At 35.3% G+C, this 18,753-nt stretch carries 22 protein-coding genes and 1 other RNA gene; 2 read left to right on the forward strand and 21 right to left on the reverse strand.

From position 1 onward, the window contains the following. Positions 1-23 precede the first annotated feature (23 nt). On the reverse strand, positions 24-659 hold the full coding sequence (locus ACZ2M0_RS04865; protein WP_046332386.1) for a redox-sensing transcriptional repressor Rex: 636 nt from the start codon (positions 657-659) through the stop codon (positions 24-26). Positions 660-935: 276 nt separating this feature from the next. On the opposite strand from ACZ2M0_RS04865, the gene ACZ2M0_RS04870 reads away from it, so the two are divergent. Both ACZ2M0_RS04870 and ACZ2M0_RS04875 read left to right on the forward strand, forming a co-directional pair. Next, positions 936-2,858, forward strand: coding sequence for an ABC-F family ATP-binding cassette domain-containing protein (locus ACZ2M0_RS04870; RefSeq protein ID WP_490058725.1), 1,923 nt, complete (start codon positions 936-938; stop codon positions 2,856-2,858). Between the two features lie 270 nt (positions 2,859-3,128). Further along, positions 3,129-3,533, forward strand: coding sequence for a GNAT family N-acetyltransferase (locus tag ACZ2M0_RS04875; RefSeq protein ID WP_490058726.1), 405 nt, complete (start codon positions 3,129-3,131; stop codon positions 3,531-3,533). Positions 3,534-3,938: 405 nt separating this feature from the next. Here ACZ2M0_RS04875 and ACZ2M0_RS04880 read toward each other — a convergent pair whose 3' ends face one another. The 20 genes from ACZ2M0_RS04880 to ACZ2M0_RS04975 all read right to left on the reverse strand — a co-directional run bounded on the left by ACZ2M0_RS04880 (position 3,939) and on the right by ACZ2M0_RS04975 (position 18,674). Next, positions 3,939-5,108, reverse strand: coding sequence for a hypothetical protein (locus ACZ2M0_RS04880; protein ID WP_490058727.1), 1,170 nt, complete (start codon positions 5,106-5,108; stop codon positions 3,939-3,941). Next, a complete protein-coding gene (locus ACZ2M0_RS04885; RefSeq protein ID WP_490058728.1) occupies positions 5,108-6,277 on the reverse strand; it encodes a hypothetical protein in 1,170 nt (389 codons plus the stop codon). The genes ACZ2M0_RS04880 and ACZ2M0_RS04885 overlap by 1 nt, the downstream gene beginning before the upstream one ends. Continuing rightward, positions 6,274-6,894, reverse strand: coding sequence for an ABC transporter ATP-binding protein (locus ACZ2M0_RS04890; RefSeq protein ID WP_490058729.1), 621 nt, complete (start codon positions 6,892-6,894; stop codon positions 6,274-6,276). Before ACZ2M0_RS04890 ends, ACZ2M0_RS04885 begins: the two co-directional genes overlap by 4 nt. Before the next feature lie 640 nt (positions 6,895-7,534). Beyond that, complete coding sequence (gene tsaD / locus ACZ2M0_RS04895) at positions 7,535-8,584, reverse strand: tRNA (adenosine(37)-N6)-threonylcarbamoyltransferase complex transferase subunit TsaD (RefSeq protein WP_490058730.1); 1,050 nt, start codon at positions 8,582-8,584, stop codon at positions 7,535-7,537. 16 nt (positions 8,585-8,600) lie between these two features. Continuing rightward, positions 8,601-9,152, reverse strand: coding sequence for a ribosomal protein S18-alanine N-acetyltransferase (gene rimI / locus ACZ2M0_RS04900; protein WP_490058731.1), 552 nt, complete (start codon positions 9,150-9,152; stop codon positions 8,601-8,603). Continuing rightward, the gene (gene tsaB / locus ACZ2M0_RS04905; RefSeq protein WP_490058732.1) at positions 9,136-9,882 is read right to left on the reverse strand and encodes a tRNA (adenosine(37)-N6)-threonylcarbamoyltransferase complex dimerization subunit type 1 TsaB; all 747 of its coding nucleotides are present in this window, start codon (positions 9,880-9,882) and stop codon (positions 9,136-9,138) included. Before tsaB ends, rimI begins: the two co-directional genes overlap by 17 nt. A 26-nt stretch (positions 9,883-9,908) precedes the next feature. Next, the gene (locus ACZ2M0_RS04910) at positions 9,909-10,427 is read right to left on the reverse strand and encodes a folate family ECF transporter S component (protein ID WP_034980295.1); all 519 of its coding nucleotides are present in this window, start codon (positions 10,425-10,427) and stop codon (positions 9,909-9,911) included. 55 nt (positions 10,428-10,482) lie between these two features. Next, a complete protein-coding gene (locus tag ACZ2M0_RS04915; protein ID WP_490058733.1) occupies positions 10,483-11,220 on the reverse strand; it encodes an acyl-[acyl-carrier-protein] thioesterase in 738 nt (245 codons plus the stop codon). Positions 11,221-11,228: 8 nt separating this feature from the next. After that, entirely contained in the window at positions 11,229-12,083 is an 855-nt protein-coding gene (gene rsmI / locus ACZ2M0_RS04920) for a 16S rRNA (cytidine(1402)-2'-O)-methyltransferase (protein ID WP_490058734.1), read from the reverse strand. Positions 12,084-12,095: 12 nt separating this feature from the next. Then, complete coding sequence (gene yabA, locus ACZ2M0_RS04925) at positions 12,096-12,431, reverse strand: DNA replication initiation control protein YabA (RefSeq protein WP_046332961.1); 336 nt, start codon at positions 12,429-12,431, stop codon at positions 12,096-12,098. A gap of 9 nt (positions 12,432-12,440) precedes the next feature. Continuing rightward, positions 12,441-13,301, reverse strand: coding sequence for a DNA polymerase III subunit delta (locus ACZ2M0_RS04930; RefSeq protein WP_490058735.1), 861 nt, complete (start codon positions 13,299-13,301; stop codon positions 12,441-12,443). Further along, positions 13,301-13,624, reverse strand: coding sequence for a cyclic di-AMP receptor DarA (darA, locus tag ACZ2M0_RS04935; protein WP_294760317.1), 324 nt, complete (start codon positions 13,622-13,624; stop codon positions 13,301-13,303). The genes ACZ2M0_RS04930 and darA overlap by 1 nt, the downstream gene beginning before the upstream one ends. 5 nt (positions 13,625-13,629) lie before the next feature. Next, positions 13,630-14,277: a dTMP kinase gene (gene tmk, locus ACZ2M0_RS04940; protein ID WP_419513231.1), complete on the reverse strand. Its 648-nt coding sequence runs from the start codon at positions 14,275-14,277 to the stop codon at positions 13,630-13,632. A 102-nt stretch (positions 14,278-14,379) separates the two neighbouring features. Continuing rightward, complete coding sequence (locus tag ACZ2M0_RS04945; protein ID WP_294760320.1) at positions 14,380-14,610, reverse strand: YaaL family protein; 231 nt, start codon at positions 14,608-14,610, stop codon at positions 14,380-14,382. Further along, positions 14,610-15,209, reverse strand: a complete 600-nt coding sequence (gene recR, locus ACZ2M0_RS04950) for a recombination mediator RecR (RefSeq protein ID WP_490058736.1) — start codon at positions 15,207-15,209, stop codon at positions 14,610-14,612. Before recR ends, ACZ2M0_RS04945 begins: the two co-directional genes overlap by 1 nt. After that, the gene (locus ACZ2M0_RS04955) at positions 15,210-15,539 is read right to left on the reverse strand and encodes a YbaB/EbfC family nucleoid-associated protein (protein ID WP_490058737.1); all 330 of its coding nucleotides are present in this window, start codon (positions 15,537-15,539) and stop codon (positions 15,210-15,212) included. Between the two features lie 20 nt (positions 15,540-15,559). Next, positions 15,560-17,365 (reverse strand): DNA polymerase III subunit gamma/tau, encoded by a 1,806-nt coding sequence (dnaX, locus tag ACZ2M0_RS04960; protein ID WP_490058738.1) that lies wholly within the window; start codon positions 17,363-17,365, stop codon positions 15,560-15,562. Positions 17,366-17,422: 57 nt separating this feature from the next. Continuing rightward, positions 17,423-17,516, reverse strand: an RNA gene (gene ffs / locus ACZ2M0_RS04965) — signal recognition particle sRNA small type. Positions 17,517-17,544: 28 nt separating this feature from the next. After that, positions 17,545-18,054: a tRNA adenosine(34) deaminase TadA gene (gene tadA, locus ACZ2M0_RS04970; protein WP_109586548.1), complete on the reverse strand. Its 510-nt coding sequence runs from the start codon at positions 18,052-18,054 to the stop codon at positions 17,545-17,547. Next, on the reverse strand, positions 18,054-18,674 hold the full coding sequence (locus ACZ2M0_RS04975) for a class I SAM-dependent methyltransferase (RefSeq protein ID WP_490058739.1): 621 nt from the start codon (positions 18,672-18,674) through the stop codon (positions 18,054-18,056). The genes tadA and ACZ2M0_RS04975 overlap by 1 nt, the downstream gene beginning before the upstream one ends. Positions 18,675-18,753: the final 79 nt, after the last annotated feature.

Raw genomic sequence — 18,753 nt, forward strand, 5'->3', positions numbered from 1 at the left:
AAGTGCTAATTCTATTTTTAGACCTACTTTTTCTTGTCTGAGTCCAGAAAGTAAATTAGAGTTTGTAATTCCGTTGCCAAGTCAACGTTTTGGATTCTAATACCACTTGGAGCAGACAAACGAATTGGCGTGAAATTCATAATTCCTTTGATGCCGGCTTCAACCATATCATCAGCAGTTTTTTGAGCTGTTGTAGAAGGAACAGTCAAAATAGCAATAGAAATCTGCTGGTCACTAAGCTGTTTTTTTAGCTCACTCATATCATAAACAGGAACGCCACTAAGAATCTTGCCCGTAATTTTATCATCAATATCAAAAGCACATGAAATACGGATATTGTTTGTACGCTTGAAATTATAGTTTAATAATGCGTGACCTAAATTACCAACGCCAACCAGGGCAACATTGGTTAAGGTATCTTGGTTTAAAATCTTTTTAAAAAAAGAAAGCAAGCTTTTTACATCATAGCCGTAGCCACGTTTGCCCAATGCGCCAAAGTATGAAAAATCACGTCTGATTGAAGCACTATCTACTTGAACGGCTTCAGATAATTCAGTAGAGGAAACTTTTTCTTTGCCAGCCTCATTTAAAATTATCAGATAGCGGTAATATAGCGGCAGTCTTTTAGCCGTAGCCGTGGGTATTTTGATTTTTTCCATTTAAAAAGCCTCCAACTTGATTAAGTAAATATTTCGTTTTGTGAATTTTTCAGCAATTACTACTATTTTATCTATAAATTTGCGCTATTTGCAAACATTTTTTTCACAATCTATCAAATTTTAGCATAATAGTATCAGGTTGATAATAGAAATTTGTATTTTTACTCTTTTTAATGTAAAAATGCTTTTTTTTACATTTATTTCTTTTATTTATCAATCAAACTCTCCCCCAAGAATTTTGCTACGTATGCTAAAATGGTTTCTAGGTGAAAAATTATGATAATTGCTCAAGGACACGATTTAGAAAAACAATTCGGTGCCAACACATTATTTAAAAATGTCAATTTTTCAATTGACTCAAATGCCAGAATAGGTCTCATTGGACCCAATGGTGTCGGTAAAACGACTTTGCTTAAAATTATGACCGGCGAAGAAGAAGCCACACATGGTGACTTTACAATCAATAAAAATATAGATGTCGGCTATATTGCTCAAGAAAATGATTTAAATGAAAATAAAACTATTTGGGATGAAATGCTGTCTGTTTTTACTCCCCTAATTAATATGGGTAAAAAGATAAGGGATTTACAAGAAGAAATGTCTGCAAATCCGCGAAAAAAGGACCTGCTAAAACAATATGACCAATTGCAATACAGCTTCGAACAACAAGGTGGATACACCTACCAGGCCGATATCAAGAGTGTTTTAAATGGCTTTAATTTTCCTGAAGCAACTTGGACTAAAAAGGTTGGCAGCCTTTCCGGTGGAGAAAAAACACGTCTTTCTTTTGTCAAGTTATTATTACGCAAACCCCCGTTATTATTACTTGATGAACCTACCAACTATCTTGATTTAGACACTCTAGACTGGCTTGAAAATTACCTTAAAAACTATTCTGGTGCTATTTTGGTAGTTTCCCATGATCAATATTTTTTGGATAATTTAGCAACACAGATTTTTGAATTACAATTTGGCAAATTAACTGTGTTTAAAGGAAATTATTCTGCCTACGTCGCTGAACGCCAATTACGTGACCGTCAACAAGAAGAAGCATACGAAAAGCAGCAAGAAAAAATCAAAAAAGACGAAGAATTTATTCAAAAAAATATTGTCAGAGCCAAAACTACTAAGAGAGCACAAAGCCGGCGCAAGCAATTGGAGAAAATGGATAGGATTACTCCCCCAAAGCACAAAAATAAAGTGCGCATAAATTTCCAAAGCGAAAGGCCTTCAGGTAAAGAAGTATTAATTTTGCGTGATTTAACAATTGGCTACCCCACAAAAACAATGGTTCACGATATTTCTCTGCAAATAAATAAGGGCGATCGCGTGGCCGTTATTGGTCAAAATGGTATTGGTAAATCAACTTTACTTAAAACCGTGATGAAGGAGTTAAAGCCGAAAAAAGGTTCAATTAAATATGGAGCATCCCTTGATATCGGCTATTATGATCAGGAACTTCAGGGACTTGATCCAACTAAAACGGTAATCGATACAGTTTGGGACCGGCACAAAACAATGCCTGAAAAAGATGTGAGGTCGATTTTAGCCAGTTTTTTGTTTACGGCAAAAGATATTGATAAAACTGTCGGGCAACTTTCAGGTGGTCAAAAGGCCAGATTAACATTAACTGTTTTGTCACTAGAACATAATAACTTTCTGCTGATGGACGAACCTACTAACCACTTGGATCTTGAAGCCAAGGAGGTTTTAGAACAGGCACTACAGAGCTATGATGGTACTTTACTTTTCGTTTCCCACGACCGCTATTTCATCAATCAGTTAGCAAATAAGATTGTAGAAATTAAAAACGGTATTGCTCAAGTATATGAGGGTGATTATAGCTATTATTTAGATGAAAAGAATAAGCAAGACTCAGCCTCCGAAAATGAATCATCTGAGAATAGAGAAATAGTAGAACCTGAACAAAATAAAAATAAATTGTCTTATCAGGAGCAAAAGTTGCGCGATTCACAAAAGCGTAAATTGCAAAGAGAAGTTGAAAATACCGAAAATAAAATTGAAAAATTGGAAAAAGAGCAAAAAGATATTCAATCTCAAATGGCTGATCCAGCAATTGCTACTAATTTTGACAAATTAGGTCCCTTGCAAGAACAGCTTAACGCTGTACAAAAACAACTGGACGAAGCAAATAATGCTTGGGAAAAAGCACTAACTGAACTCGATAGCTTTGACTAAAATAATATATATTAAGTTAACACAACCACAGATTAAGATTAACCAGCTTTTTATCTGCTGTTTCTATTCTTGGCTTGCGCTAACTTTTCTTATTAATTATTAATAAATTTTCGGTTGCAAAACCTGATAAATTTAGTGTTGCTTTTAAAATTGTAGTTGTTTAAACTTAAGATAATAATTTTACTGGCTCTATCAAAAATAAATTGAGAGGTACACATGGAAAAATTACGCACTGCTCTTTAATTATTAATTAATTAAAGAGGAATAAAAATGAAATATATAGCTGACAAAAATATCGCTATGGAACAACTTATAAATTTATACACAAGCGTAGGTTGGAGTTCCTATACGCAAAATCCTCAGCAACTGCAAAAGGCAGTTGTAAATTCGCTTTTTGCTATCGGCGCTTATGATCAAAACCAGTTAGTGGGATTAATCAGAGTAGTTGGTGATGGTCTGACCATCATTTATATCCAAGATTTACTTGTTAATCCTGCTTATCAAAGACAAGGAATTGGTACGAAATTAATAAACAGCGTGCTAAAGAAATACAATTCTGTCAGACAGAAAGTTTTGTTGACAGAAAATACCGTTAAAACGCGCAGGTTTTATGAGAGTTGTAATTTTAATCCGTGTGACAAATACAACTTGATTGCTTTCTACAAAGATTTTTAAGAGATAATAAGGAGTCTGGGAAAAAACTATCTTTTCCCAGACTCCTTTGCTCAATATTTTATCTTTTAGTTTTAAGAAGAACTCACACCAATCTAGTTGACTTTATCATGGTAGGTACCTTATTACCTGATTAGAATAGATAACACTGTAACATAAAATTTACACAGCAAGTTAAGATATTATTGAATATTAAATCTGTATATATTTATTTAATCAAAATGGGAAACTCTTTTGAAACGAGTTTCCCATTTTGTAATGACGAGTATGTTATTGCTTGTTATATATTTTTACACTTAGTTTTAAAAGACTTTTGAGTATGCATAATTTAAATAAACAAATGAACGATCTAAAGTCATGATAACACTAAATTAGAGGTAAAAATATTAATTTAAGAAATATAAAATTTTATTTTTTATATTTTATATGACTGGACAGTAAAATCAAAATAGCAATTATTAAAATTGAACAGCACAGTGTTAAAATCCCTGTCTTATAGTTCAACTGCATATTTTGATAATTCATTCCTAAATTGCCAGATACTATGTCAACTGCGTTCAAGTATGTCATTGGCAACCAGGCGCAAATCTTACGCAGCGGATCAACTATCATAGTTGCAATGTTGAGCCCTGGGACAAGTAAAATAGCGATAAGTAATGCTGGTAATTTATCACGAAAAATTCGGGCAAGGAACTGAACTAAGACAACATCGAAGATCAAGGTAAGTGCCTGCAATACAATTACTTTGATAATAAAGCTGCCAGTAGTTACACATTTAATAAGGGGACCACTAACTGTATATTGAACTACGATATAAGGGAAGGATAAACTACCAGTACCAGAAATAAGGGAAGCTACAATAAATAATACTAAGTTAATCCCTAAAAAACTACCAAGAGTCAGGACTATTCCTGCTATGGTATTCGAAATCATTAAATTATTTTTTTCAAGCGGTAATAACTGCACCGTATCTAACTTTTGATGGTAAGAATCAGTTAAAAACAAAGTTAATAAAAACAGAGCAACAAGAGTAAATACGTAAGGCAAATATTGCTGATTTAATTGCAGTAAGAATTGCCAGCCTGTTACTGGCATATCCTGACTTTCATAAGGCAAAGGCTCATGGCGTAAGTAGTTAAAGAATTGCAGTTTTTTCTCTACATTTGTCCTTGAATTAAGGCCTGTTGAATCTTGGCCATTTGATATAATAGTTCGTTCTTGCTTTTTTTGTTGCCACATAATCGTGTAGGCTTTGCGCCAGTTGCCTTTATTTGCCGCTTTTTGAACTTGTTTATCTTGCTTAACTGCATCTTGGTTTTGCTTAATAGCAGCTTTAGTATCATGGTAAACTTCAGTTTTTGATTTTTGTTTATCATGTTTAAGTAATCTTTGCTGTCGGTTAATTTCTTTTTGGCGGTAAGCAATCTCTGATTTAGCCCCCGCCTGCAAGGAAAATTGGGGATTAGTACGAATATTCATGAATAAGACAATACCCATTAACAAGAGCAAAATTGCTAAGCAAACTGGGGTTAGCTTATTCTTAAATACTTTTTTAAGCTGAAAAGCCAAATAGGACATTATGCCAATCTCCCATTTCTATGTGCAATAGTTGTAATGCGATCAATTAAAAGTACCAGCAAGAATAATAATATAGAACTTAGTATTAAGGTAAGCACACCATTTGAAAAGTTAATCGCGGAATTATCCATTGCATAGGCTGTTTGGTTTGATACAACATTTAAAGCTCCTAAATAAGTACCAGGAAGCCACTGCGCAATCTTCTCCAACGGAATGATAAAAATTGTAATAAAATGACCGCCTAATAAAAGCAATAGCGAAACTAACAGAGTCGGTAACTGGTTATGAAAGATTTTAGCAGCCAGCTGCACAAACAAAACCATAAATATGAAATTTAAGAGCTGCAGTATAGTTGCTTGGGGCAACAATTTGGCGGTCGGAACAATTCCTGGCACCAAGTGGTCGCTAACCAGATGGTGAATGATGTAAGGATAGTCACCGCGACCAGTACCAAAAATGCTCGCTGCTCCACCGAAAACTAATAAGTTTAGTAAAAGAAAAATAAAGCTGACAACCAGTAGCCCAACAATATTATTAGTCAGGGTACTTTGCAAGCGATTAATTGGCAAGACAGTCGAAATGTCAAGACCATTTTTATAAGAACCAGTAAATAAATAAGTCAAAACAAAAATCATTACTAAACTAAATAAGACGGGCAAATAGTTTTCATTCAAATCTAATAGAAACTGTATTCCAGTGACTGCGCTATCGCTTTCATAAGGCATAGGGTGAGCTATGAGATACTTTAAACGCAGTATTACACTTTTATGTCCATCTTTTTCATCCGAACTTAGATCAGTCAATTTGCCTTTTTGTTCCTTTTTTAATTTGGTTTCATAAACTCGCTTCCAGTGATTGTGATTAATATTATCAACAAAGGCTTGATCTTTTTTTAATTCCTTTTCAGTTTGTTTAATATCTTTTTCAGTGGCCTTGTATGATTTTCCTTGCGGTGAATATCGTTTGAGTGCTTGACGATCGGCTTGTAAGGCTTCCTTTTTCATGGCAATCTGACCTTGAGCATCTCCTTTTAAAGAACCTGTACCACTGATCTGCGTAGACTTCATGTATAATAAGCCAAAAGAAATTAATAATAAAATAACCACTGAAATAATTGATAGATTTTGTTTAGTAACTTTTTTAAGTTGCAATGAAAAATATGAGCTCATTGTTTTACCTCGTGCATCATTTGTTTTTGTAAAACAAGCCGGTGTAAGTTATTCACTTTAATCTCACTGCTATAGTGAGAGGTCAGAATAATACATTTATTACGCTGAGTCACCTCATCATTTAGTCGTTCATAAAGAATTGCGCGACTTTCTTCATCAAGACCGTTAGTGATCTCGTCCATCAAGTAATATTCAGCGTCACTAACTAAGTACATGGCCACAATCAATTTTTGCTTCATTCCAAGCGAATACTTTTTAATCGGGACTTTGACATACTCACGTACACCCAGCAAATCAAGTTCTTGATCAAGGTCGACATTAGAATGCCATTGGCTTTTCACGAATTTTAAGTAATCAAGGCTAGTTAAATTGACGTTCAACCATTCATTGCTTTCAAAGAAAAAAAGCTTACGCTTATTTTTGGCATATGGTTTTCTGTCTAATAAGACTTTACCAGAAGAAGTTGGAATTAGATCCGTAACAGCACGCAAGAAACTTGTTTTACCAGAACCGTTTTCTGCAGCAATTTGATAAAATTGACCGGGTGCAAATTGATAAGAAAAATCATGCAGGATTGGCTGCCTGGTTTTGAGTGATAGGTTTTGGACTATTAACATCATTGTCTCCTTTTTGAGTGGTGAATTAATTTGAAATGATAGAATACTATATCAGGATATCATTGAATTATATCAATTTCATTGTTTTTTGATTAAGAGTTTAAACATTTCCCCTATTTATTTGTAAGAACTTGGTTATGTTTGAGTTTTATTAATAGTCCATGTTTATAAAATTCATAATCAAAGTGATTATCAAATTTTGTATTTCTTGAACTTACTTTTTTGATTTCCCACTTTACCTTTCTGACTTTATTATAATCTGGTAGGAAAACTAAATTAAAAAATGTCATATATGATTTTTGAAGTGACCCCCAAATTTAAAACAAATTTGGGGGTCATTTTTATGACTAAATTATCTAAACAAGATAAAATTCAAATCTTTTTCAGAGTTTTGATAATAGGCTTCATTAATTAGTTGATTGCACTCTGCTTCTTTTCAATCAAAGGACTGATCACGCTCATTCAGTAATTGATACATAAATTTAATGTTTAAAATAGTTAATCTTAAAACGTATAATGACAAAAAAGGTCTAGGAAAAGAGTCCCCTTGACTCAATAAAACTAAAGCCGGCAAACCACTTTTTTAGTGGTTTGCCGGCTCTTTTAGTAAGATCACTGACCTACTTTTTCCCAGTCTCCTTTATTGCAGCATTTCTGATGCGTAAGGTAATTCTAAAGATGGATCAGCATCCAAAGTAAGATCAGCGAATTTTCCTTCTTGGTACAAGTTATAGGCAGCAGCACCAATCATTGCAGCATTATCTCCACACAATTTTAACTCTGGCAAAATTACTTTCGGTTGTAAATTCCGAGGCAGGTTTGCTACTTCATGGTTCATTCTTTCACGTAAACCATGGTTAGCGGCAACCCCTCCACCCATAATAAAAGTTTTTGGAGCATACTGTTTAATTGCTCTAATAGTTTTAGTAGCCAAGACATCTATCACTGCAGCTTGGAAACTGGCAGCCAGATCATATTTATTCAGGTTTTGATGAATTTGTTCAGCGTGATGATAGGTATTAATAAAAGCACTCTTTAAACCAGAAAAAGAAAAATCATAATCATCTTCTTTAATCATTGCTCTCGGAAATTCAAAGGTATCCTGCCCCTGATGAGCCCATTCATCAATAGTTTTACCGGCCGGATAATTAATCCCTAAAACTCGGCCAATCTTGTCATAAGCTTCTCCTGCCGCATCATCCCTGGTATCACCAACAATTTCCAAATGAGTTGGTCCTTTGAGCAAAACGATTTCAGTATGACCACCTGAAACTTGTAAAGCTAATGCTGGATAAGCAATTTCTTCTTTTAACTGCGCTGCCATTATATGACCCATAATATGATCGACGCCAATTAAAGGGATGCCTGTAGCCATTGAAGCAGCTTTTGCCGCACTGACACCGATTAAAAGTGCCCCAACTAAACCCGGTCCGTAGGTGACAGCAATTGCATCAATATCTTTCCAAGTTACATTTGCTTCTTTTAGTGCTTCATTGGTAATTTGAGTTATAACTTCAATGTGATGACGACTAGCAACTTCAGGAACAACACCGCCAAAACGCTGATGACTTTTAATTTGAGTTGCAACTATCAAACTTTCTATTTCTCTGCCATTTTTGACAACAGATGTCGAAGTCTCATCACACGAACTTTCAAAAGCCAAAATACGGATGTCTTTTTTATTTACCAATTTAATTTCCTTTCTTTTAGTCACTTGCCAATTTAAGCACCATGTTAAAAGCATCTTGATGCGAACTCTGGTAATAATTAGGCCACACAAAACTTACTGTAAAGCCTAACTTGCAATACAAATTTTTAGCAGTTAAATTATCAACTCTTACTTCCAAGCTAAGTTCTTTACAGTTTTTATTTTTAGCAATTTCAATTACTTTTTTAATTAAATAAGTGCCAATACCTTTTTTTTGCCAAGCCGAATCAACCATCAGATTAGTAATATGAGCATTACTGCTGTCAAAGCGCACACCAATTAAGCCAATGAGACTTTTAGTCTGCAATACAACTAAATATAGTGAATCATTTCTACTTATTTCAGTATGAAAAGCCATTGAATTCCACGGTTGTTTACCCTGATAAAGACTTTGCTCCAATAACAATATTGCAGAAATATCTTTAACTTGGGCTTGCCTGATACTCAGACTAGATTGATTCACAATGATTTTTTCTGGGACAAACTTAATAAACTTTTTTTCTTTTGCTAAAAGCCAAAAAGACCCAAAATGCTTAAACTTCTTCCACATAATTGCTATCTGGTTTATAGGCTTCCCCTGTCTTTTTATGCCAGTCAATTTCAGCTTGCGTGCGCCGCAAATAATTCGGCAATAATTGATCAGGGTCATCAGGTTGAGCATTCAGAGCCAGCTTACCTATTAAACCAGCATGAACAACATTCTGTTTTTCCGTGCCAAAACTGAAGGGAATATTTGTCTTTCTTATAGCCTCTTCCTGCTTTTCAAAGCCAGTCCCAACATAAATCACTTTTTCCAAATTGTGAGCTGCATGATACTCTGATATTGCACTTAAAAGAGTATCAATGTGATAGTGACCATCGGGAATCACGCAGTCAGGTACATTACCATTTTCCTTATTTATATAAGCACCAGCAAAATAGTTATCATTGCGAGCATCAATCCCAGCTACTATTAAAATGCCTTGTTCTGCATAACTTGCAGCCAGTGCTTGTAAAGTAGAAATGCCTACTACATCTTTATGTAATATGCTGGCAAACATTTTAGCAGTAGTTACACCAATCCGTAATCCAGTATATGAACCCGGCCCTATCGCAACGGCAAAGCGATCAATTTCAGCTAATTTCAGATTATGTTCTTTTAAAATTTGATCAATTAAAGGATCCAAATGAGCACTATGATTGTGGGCATCATACTCATTTTTTTCCGCAATAGTCTCACCATTATCATTTAAAGCTACGCTTAAATTATTTGTCGCAGTCGACATACTCAAAATTTTCATTCTAAAATTTTTATACTCTTTCAAAATTACCTTTTGATTCTCACGCGTGAAATGGCGTTTAATACAAAGTAACTAATAATCATCTCTAACCACGGAGTAATCGCTTCTTTAGGTATTCGTTGAATAAGGACAACGCGAAAGTCCATCCCGTAAAGAAGGTGAACCCAAAGCGTATTTAAACCTATATTAACAACAACAGTTACTAACAATGTTGCTAAAATTATTCGCCATATTTTAACTGGCTTTTGATAAAAAACCAATCCATAAATAAAGGGACCTATCATTGCACTCAATGTAAAGCCAAGGAAAAACCCTCCTTGATTGCCAAATAGAGCTGATGAAACCAAATCACTAATTCCACCACCAATGCTGCCCCATACTGGTCCAAACAAATAACCTAGCATTACACTGCCTATAAATCCGAGGCTAACATGCACAATTGTTGTTCCAACTGTAAAACGACTAAGAATAATTTTCATTGCCACGATAATTCCTAAAAGGACAAGATCACGCAATTCGACCTTAAGCATCTCTTTAATAGTCATTTTCAGCACTTTCTTTCTTCAGTTAATTTTTGTGAGAACACAAAAAATAATTATATTATAATTTGCGCCAAGTTAGTTCACAAACGGCTTTATCATTTTTGTCCTCATCTGCAATTGTATGATAAGATTTAATACCTGTTTCGTTTTTAATTACGCTCACACGCGAATATGGGGTTTCACCATAGCGCACTTCAAGGTTAAATTTAATATCAATAGTCTTGACAATATGGTTTTTCAAAAAATCACGGTCCAATGTATCAATAAACCAGTTAAAATAATGTCCATTTGTCATGTGATGATTTGTATCTAAATCATCATAACGAACCCGATATTGTCTCTCTTTTTGATATTTATCCTGAACTCTTAATCTAGGAAAACGAGGTAATTTTTTTAGAAGTGGAACGCCTATTTCAGCCATCATTTCTTTGTCTGTGGAAACCAGCTTACGAGTTTTTAAATCAAATAGCACCCATTCACTCTTAACAGTTATTAGTTCATTTCCGCTTTGATCTGTAAAAGCATAATTTCTGTATTCTAAAAAACGATTATAGCCAAATGGTTCCGTTATGATGATAATTTCTTCATTTGGTCTAGGCAGGCGAGCAACTTCAATATGGTATTGTGTTACAACCCAACCTAATCCCCTTTTAGTTAGTGCATTTGTACTGCCATTACCAGAGTCTAATTGATGCTCTGAAACGCTCATCATTAAATCAATCATTGCAGGCAATTTCAAATTTTTATTTTCATCACACTCATAATAATTTACTATATGCTTTTCACTATACTTCATACTTTCACCTACTTTTGATGATAACGTTCATATAACTCATTTTTGGAAACATGATTTTCCTGAGCTACTGTTTTAATCGCCGATTTTTTACTTTCTCCCTTGGAAACTAACTGATTGACCAATTTAATCAATTCTGTCCAAGACAATTGTTTTTCCTTAACAGTGTTTGGAGAAACTAAAACAACAAATTCGCCGCGGGGAGGATTTTGTCCAAAATAATTGGTAACCTCACTGATTGTACCACGAATAAATTCTTCATGAATTTTAGTAAGCTCTCTGGCAACAACAATTTTACGCTCAGAATTCAGTATTTCAGATAAATTATTGAGAGTTTTTGTCAACCTGTGTGGCGCTTCATAAAAAATAGAAGTAGCATGAGCTTTTTTCATTTGCTCAAAAAAAGGCTGTTGTTCACTTTTTTTACGAGGTAAAAAGCCATAGTATGTAAAAGGTTGGGCGTCAAAGCCAGAGGCAATCAGGGCAGTAGTAAATGCGGAAGCGCCGGGCAGAGGAACTACGGGAATATTATTTTTGATACATTCTTGCACCAGAATATATCCTGGATCAGAAATGACGGGCATCCCTGCATCGCTAATCTCAGCAATAAACGCTCCCTCTTTCATTAGCTTGATTAATTCAGGTGCCCTTTCTTTTGAATTATATTTGTGAAAGGAAAGCATATGATTATGGACCCCAATTTTTTCAAGCAAAATTCCACTTGTTCTAGTGTCCTCAGCAGCAATATAATCAGCTTCCTGTAAAATTCTTTTTGCTCTAAGGGTAATGTCTTCAAGGTTGCCTATCGGAGTTGGCACTAAATAAAGTTTGCCGCTGTCTTGGCCATAACTACTTTGCCTTTGCATCTAATCAATCCTTTAATGTTTTTTCTTCTTTTCGCCAAAATTATCAAGAATATCCAAACAAAACATACAGTCAGTATTGGGATCACGGTGAGAGCCATAGTACATATTGCAAATATGGTAACCTGAACTGTAAATTTGCCGTAAAGATTCAAGACCACTCTGAGTTTTAACGGTGTTATTGTGGGCATTATTCATTTTGTCCATTTTTTCACGCAGCAACTGATTCTCTACTTTTAACTCAGTATTTTCTTTCAATGTTTCCAAAATACTATTTTCTAAACTCTCAATTGTTTTGGTCATGCTAACCATTGAATCATGAAGTTGCTCTAACTTTGAATAAGAATCCACCTCAAACACCTACCTTTTCCATTGCAAAGCAAGAAAGTCCAATAAATTGCGAAAATTGACATTGCTGTACTGCATTTTGTCAATTTCAAGCAAATACTTTAACATCCTTGCCCCGATTTCTTGATTACTGCTGTTTAATTCAGCTTGAGCCCATTTTTTAAGTAAAAAAAGAATATAATTTTGCTCACTTTTGCTTTTAGCCATTTCCGCTAACTGATGTGCACTCACTAGTGAAAGTGAATTGTGTTCAAGCATTTCTTGGTAAAAATACCTAGTCTTTTTATCTAACTTAGCAGTATCTTCCAATGAGTCAACTTCACTTGGACTAAACCCATTTGCCAGCAATTCCGCGCTTTTGCCATTCTCTTTTTCATTATTAGTAAAATTAATAATCTGAGTACGTGAACGAATTGTGGGCAAAATTTGATCGGTATTATTTGTAATTAAAATAGTAACAACAGGTGCGATAGGTTCTTCCAACAAGTTAAGTAAAGCATTAGCCGCTGGCAAAGTTAATTTCTGGGCTTCATTAATAATAAAAAAACGCACGTTGCTTTGAACTGGACTTTTAGCTAATTCTTCCTTTAAAAGCCTCACCTGATCGATTCCCAAATTCTGCTTGCCTTCAGGCTTCACCAGTAACACATCAGGGTGGTTGCCGGAAATAATTTGCCTGCAATTCTGACATGTACCATCCGGTTTTTCAATGCCACTACAATTAAAAAGGCAAGCTAGCCAATAGGCAGTATTTAATGCCTGAATTTCATTGGCATCAACAAATAAATAGCTATGGGCCAATTTGTTTTGCTCAAAAGCTTGCTGCAAAAGTTCTGACTGCTTCTTGCCCCTTTCTTGAATATTGACAAACATCAGAATTGCTTGAATTCTTCAACAGGCAAAACAAAACAAGTGGCTCCCCCAACTGTTATTTTAACTGGTTGGCTACTCATTTCAAAACCCGTCATCACCAAATTAGGGTTCATATATTCTTCACGGGATTTAGACTCTTCCTTAATGATGCGCAAAACCTGCTTGACATGTTTATTATCTATTCCGATAAGAAAAGTAGTGTTACCTTCACTTAAAAATCCGCCAGTTGTAGCCAGCTTAGTCGCACGAATATTTTCTTTGACAAAAGTACGCTGCAATCTATTAGCATCTTCTTTTTGAACAATTGCAACTATTAACTTCATTTTAATCAGTCCTTTAACAAATCTACTGGTAATCGGTTTGCAATTATTTTAACACAATCCTCTACTACTAAATTAAAAGGTTTATTTGCGTCAACAACCTTTATTCTTTCAGGATGAGCCTTAATTACTTCTTGATAACCCTGATAAACTTTTTGATGAAAATTTAATTTTTCCTGTTCCAAACGATCTTCTTGACCGGCTCTTTCTTTAGCAATTCTGGTTAATCCAACTTGCGGTTTAACATCTAAAAAAATAGTTAGATCGGGTTCAATTTTACTTGTAGCAAAATCATTAATCTGTTTTACTGCAGCAACACCTAATTCTCGGCCTGCTCCTTGATAGGCTAATGAACTATCAACAAAACGATCTGAAAAAACTATTTTACCTGCTTTAAGTGCTGGTATCACGGTTTCAAACATGTGCTGACTGCGAGAAGCTGCATAAAGCAATGCTTCAGTTTTGGCAGACATTTCTTCATTAACCGGATCCAAAATTAATTGCCGGATTTTCTCAGCAATTTTTGAGCCTCCTGGTTCTCTGGTTACTAGATATTGTGTCTTAAGCCTAGGCCCAATTTCCGCCACAACTTGCTTTAAAACTGTACTTTTTCCTGACCCATCTGGTCCTTCAAAACTGATAAAATAACTCTTCATAAAACTCTCCATGTCTCTATTTTACAAGAGTTATCTTTATATGAACACCCCAACGTACTTTTAATTTTTCATCAAAATAAAAAGCCCTTTTGAAAAAGGACTTTAGTCAGAAATTGCATTGGTAAAACCACTAAATCTTGTATGACGATGTCGCGCTTCATCATATAAAAAGGAATACTTGGCTCTTAAAATTTTACCTGTCACTACATTGTCTTCAGACATATCTAGTGTAGTCGGATCAAGATTTTTTTGAACAGCAATTTTTTCCTGCAAGTCTTCAATAGTAGCCATTAACCACTCATCACCCATATTTTTTATTTTGTTACGTGCCATTAGATTGAAGTTCTCCCCTGTACTGCTCGTTTTAAGGTAATTGAATTAGCGTATTCAATATCACTGCCTACAGCCAAGCCTGCTGCTAGCCTGGTTACTTTAATACCAGCTGGTTTGATTAGTTTACTAATATACATGGCTGTTGATTCTCCTTCTGGAGTTGAATTTAAAGCCAAAATGACTTCTTTTACGCGATCCTGCTTTTGCAGCCGAACTATTAATGACTTAATATTAATTTCTTCTGGGCCAATACCATCCATTGGTGATAAAACTCCGTGCAAAACGTGATATAGCCCATTATATTCACCCATATCTTCAAAAGCCATCACATCTTTAGGCTGCTCAACTACCATAATTGTCGATTGATCACGTTCAGGATTACTGCATATAGTACACGGATCTTTTTCTGTAATGTTGCCGCAAATAGAGCAACGGTGAAGTTTTTCTTTCACCTCTTTTAGTGCAGTACTAAAACTATGAACGTCGTTATCCGGCATATCTAGAGTATAAAATGCAAGCCTTGTAGCTGTTTTTTCACCAATACCAGGTAATTTCATGTAAGAATCAATTAAATGCGCAATTGGTGCTGGATACTGCAATTAAATCATGCCCTTCGTATACTTGCCTAAACTTTGCTGGGTAGCTTGGTCTATTTCTGCTAATCCTTTATTAACCGCATCAATAATCAAATCTTGCAACATGTCAGGATCGTCAGGGTCAATCGCATCTTTATCAATAGTAATATTTTTCAATTTGCGATCTCCGCTAAAAGTAGCTACAACCAAGTCATCTGCTGACTTGCCTACAAATTCCTGTGCAGTAATATTTTGTTGCTCTTGCGCCATTTGCTCTTGCAACTTCTTAGCCTGCTTCATCATTTGTTGCATATTCATGCCGCCCATAGCACCAAAATTAGGTCTTTTACTCATATTTTTTTCTCCTTTAAATTTTAGTCTTTAACATTTACTGTGTCACCAAATAACTCTTTAGCTTTTTCTACAACCTGGTTGCTTGACTCGTGTTGTTCAGGTCCTGAATCTGATTGTTTTTGCTTGTTAAGCAGTTCTTTACCATGCTTTTGCAAAAATTCTGTCCGCACAGTAGACCAGTCTTCATCAGGTACCAGCACTATTTCATAGCTATGCTTAGTAAATTTAGCAATTTCATCTGTCAATACAATTAATAAATTACCATCTTCGCTGGCTTTTTCAAACCAAAGAGTATATTTGCATTTCATTACTACCTGATCTGAACTAGCTGCAACAGGTTCTAGCACATCTAGCAAAGCTCGTTGCGATACGCCTAAAACTGATTGCAGATCAGGCCAAACATTTTTGATAGCCACAAGATCATCCTTAGTGGCATTTTCTAAGACATGATAAACTTGTTTCCGATTTTGCTCATTAGCCTTTTTTCTACTTCTGACTGTTTTTTTAGGTTTGAGAGCAGTTTTTGCTTTGGAATTTTTACTTTTATTAGTATCAATTCGATCAGAAACGGCACTATCAAGATGAAAAATCTTATTGCTATTTTGAGTTTGCTTTTTACTTAAATTAGAAACTTTTTTAGTCAAGTCTGTAACTTGCTTTTTTAATGCTGCTATTTCAGCTGCCAAATCAGTATTTGCATTCTTTTGACTTTCTGAATCGGCCAAAACATTTTCAGAACCAACTTTGCTATTTTGTTTGCCAGCACATTCAACTAAAAAGACTTCTAGTGGAATCTGTTGCTGATTAGTATAGCGTAAATCATTTAATGCAGTGTTCGCGGATGCAATCAGTTGAAAATAGCGGTCAGGATCAACTTCTTTAATCTGTTCAACAAAATCATCGCTTAAAAAGAAGTTTTGGTTGCTGTCGTTAGTTTTGACAGCCATTAATGCATTAGTCGCCATTTCAATGAGCTCATCTAAAATGTTTTTTGAACTGGCACCATTTTCAAGTTCTGTCTGCGCCAAAGACAATGCTTCAGTTGTATCATTATTTAAAATTGCTAATAAAATCTGTTCGATCTTTTCTTTATCAGCAAAACCTGTTATTTCAAGAGCCGCATCATATTCAACTTTGTTTTTATCAAAACTTAAAAGTTGGTCTAAGATGCTTAAGGCATCCCTCATACCACCGTCAGCTACTTGAGCAATTACGGCTAAGGCTTTTTCATCATAACTGATTTTTTCTTGCTCAAGAATATACTTCATTCTTTGTTCAAGGTCAGCCTGAGTTATACGCTTAAAATTATAACGCTGAGTCCTTGATATGATAGTCGCTGGCACTTTTTGCAATTCCGTAGTGGCCAGGATGAAAACGACATGTTCCGGTGGCTCTTCAAGAGTTTTAAGTAAAGCATTAAAAGCACCCATAGACAACATGTGGACCTCATCTATGATATATACTTTATATTTGCCCTGAGTTGGGGCATACTTAACTTTATCTCTAATATCACGTATTTCATCAACGCCATTGTTAGAAGCCGCATCGATCTCAATAATGTCTGCCATCGCGCCTTTATCTGCTGCTTTGCAATTCGCGCATTCGTTACAAGGCTCGCCGTCTTTAAGATTTGTACAATTTAACGCCTTAGCCAAAATTTTTGCACATGAAGTTTTCCCAGTACCACGTGGTCCAGCAAACAAAAAAGCATGGGAGATTGTACCTCGCTTAATTGCATTTTTCAAAGTATCCGTAATATCATCTTGACCAATCACACTGTCAAAAGTGCGGGGTCTCCATTTGCGGTATAACGCTTGATAAGCCATTGATCAGTCTTCCCTAGTAAAAAACTCTTAACTCTTTCGCAAGAGTTAAGAGTTTGTAATTGTCTAATAAAAGGCACATGCCCGAGCAACCTTAGTGCTGCTACCTTCCGGTCCTGACACGCTTTGGAGGTCAAACATTGCCCATAAGATATATTAACGTATTTTAAGGTATTTTTCCACTAATTTGCGAAATTTTTGCCGGAGTCTTTTGCTGCTTTTTGTTTTTGTCTAATATCTTTAAAAAAGTTTTTTAGCATTTGGCTAGACTCTTCACGGTATAGTCCCCGAATAACGTTAGGATGATGATTAAACTTTTCAATATCAAAAAGGTTGACAACGCTACCAGCCGCACCAGCTTTAGGGTCAAGTGCTCCAAAATACAAACTCTTAAGGCGAGAGTTAATAATCGCACCTGCACACATTGGACAGGGTTCTAGGGTGACAAAAAGACTACAGTCTATTAAACGCCAAGTACCAAGATTATTGCAAGCTTCCCTGATAGCAATCATTTCAGCATGTTGAGTCGCGTCTTGATCCAATTCTCTGCGGTTAAAGCCTTCCCCGATAACTTGCCCATCGGGAGCTACCACAATCGCACCAATTGGAACTTCTCCTAAATCTTGGGCTTTTTTTGCTTGCTGAAAAGCTAATTGCATAAAGTCTTTTTTTTCTGCACTTGAAAATGGCATTAATTATTCACCGCCTGCAAAACGTAGTAACCTTTATCTCTTTTTAAAATGGTACAGTTGCCAAAAGTTTTTGTTAATAATTTACGGGCACTCGGTTCACCCTGCTTTTTCTGAATTACTACTAGTAAAACCCCATCAGTTACCAAATGATTTTTCGCACCAGACAAAATATTTGAAACAACTTCTTTACCTGCTCGAATCGGTGGATTAGTCAGAATTAAGCCATATTTCTTTGCTGATGCAATATTGCTATAAATATCAGAAGAAAAAATAGCAACATTATCTATATGGTTAAGCTCAGCATTCTTTTTTGCTAGATCTAATCCACGCAGGTTAACGTCTATCATTTCTACTGTTTGCTTTGGCCAAAATTTAGCTGCAAAAAGACCGATTGGTCCATATCCGGTGCCAACATCTAAAATATTGTTTTGAGGAAAATCAACATCAAGCATTTTCTTAATTAAAACACCTGAACCATAATCCACCCGTAATTTCGAAAAAACTCCGGCATCAGTGGTAAATTTGAGATCAATGCCGTTGACTTGATAATCAATTATATGCTCATCATGCTGAGAAGTGGGGTTCTCAGCAAAATACATTTGGTTTTCTTTGTCAGTCATAATTCGCTCATTTCTAAAACCTTATCCAGATAATTTTAACGGACATGTCAATTTTTGCAAATACAAAAAAACTAATTAT

It is taken from the genome of Lactobacillus sp. VURO6/B1 (VP7), assembly GCF_058139575.1.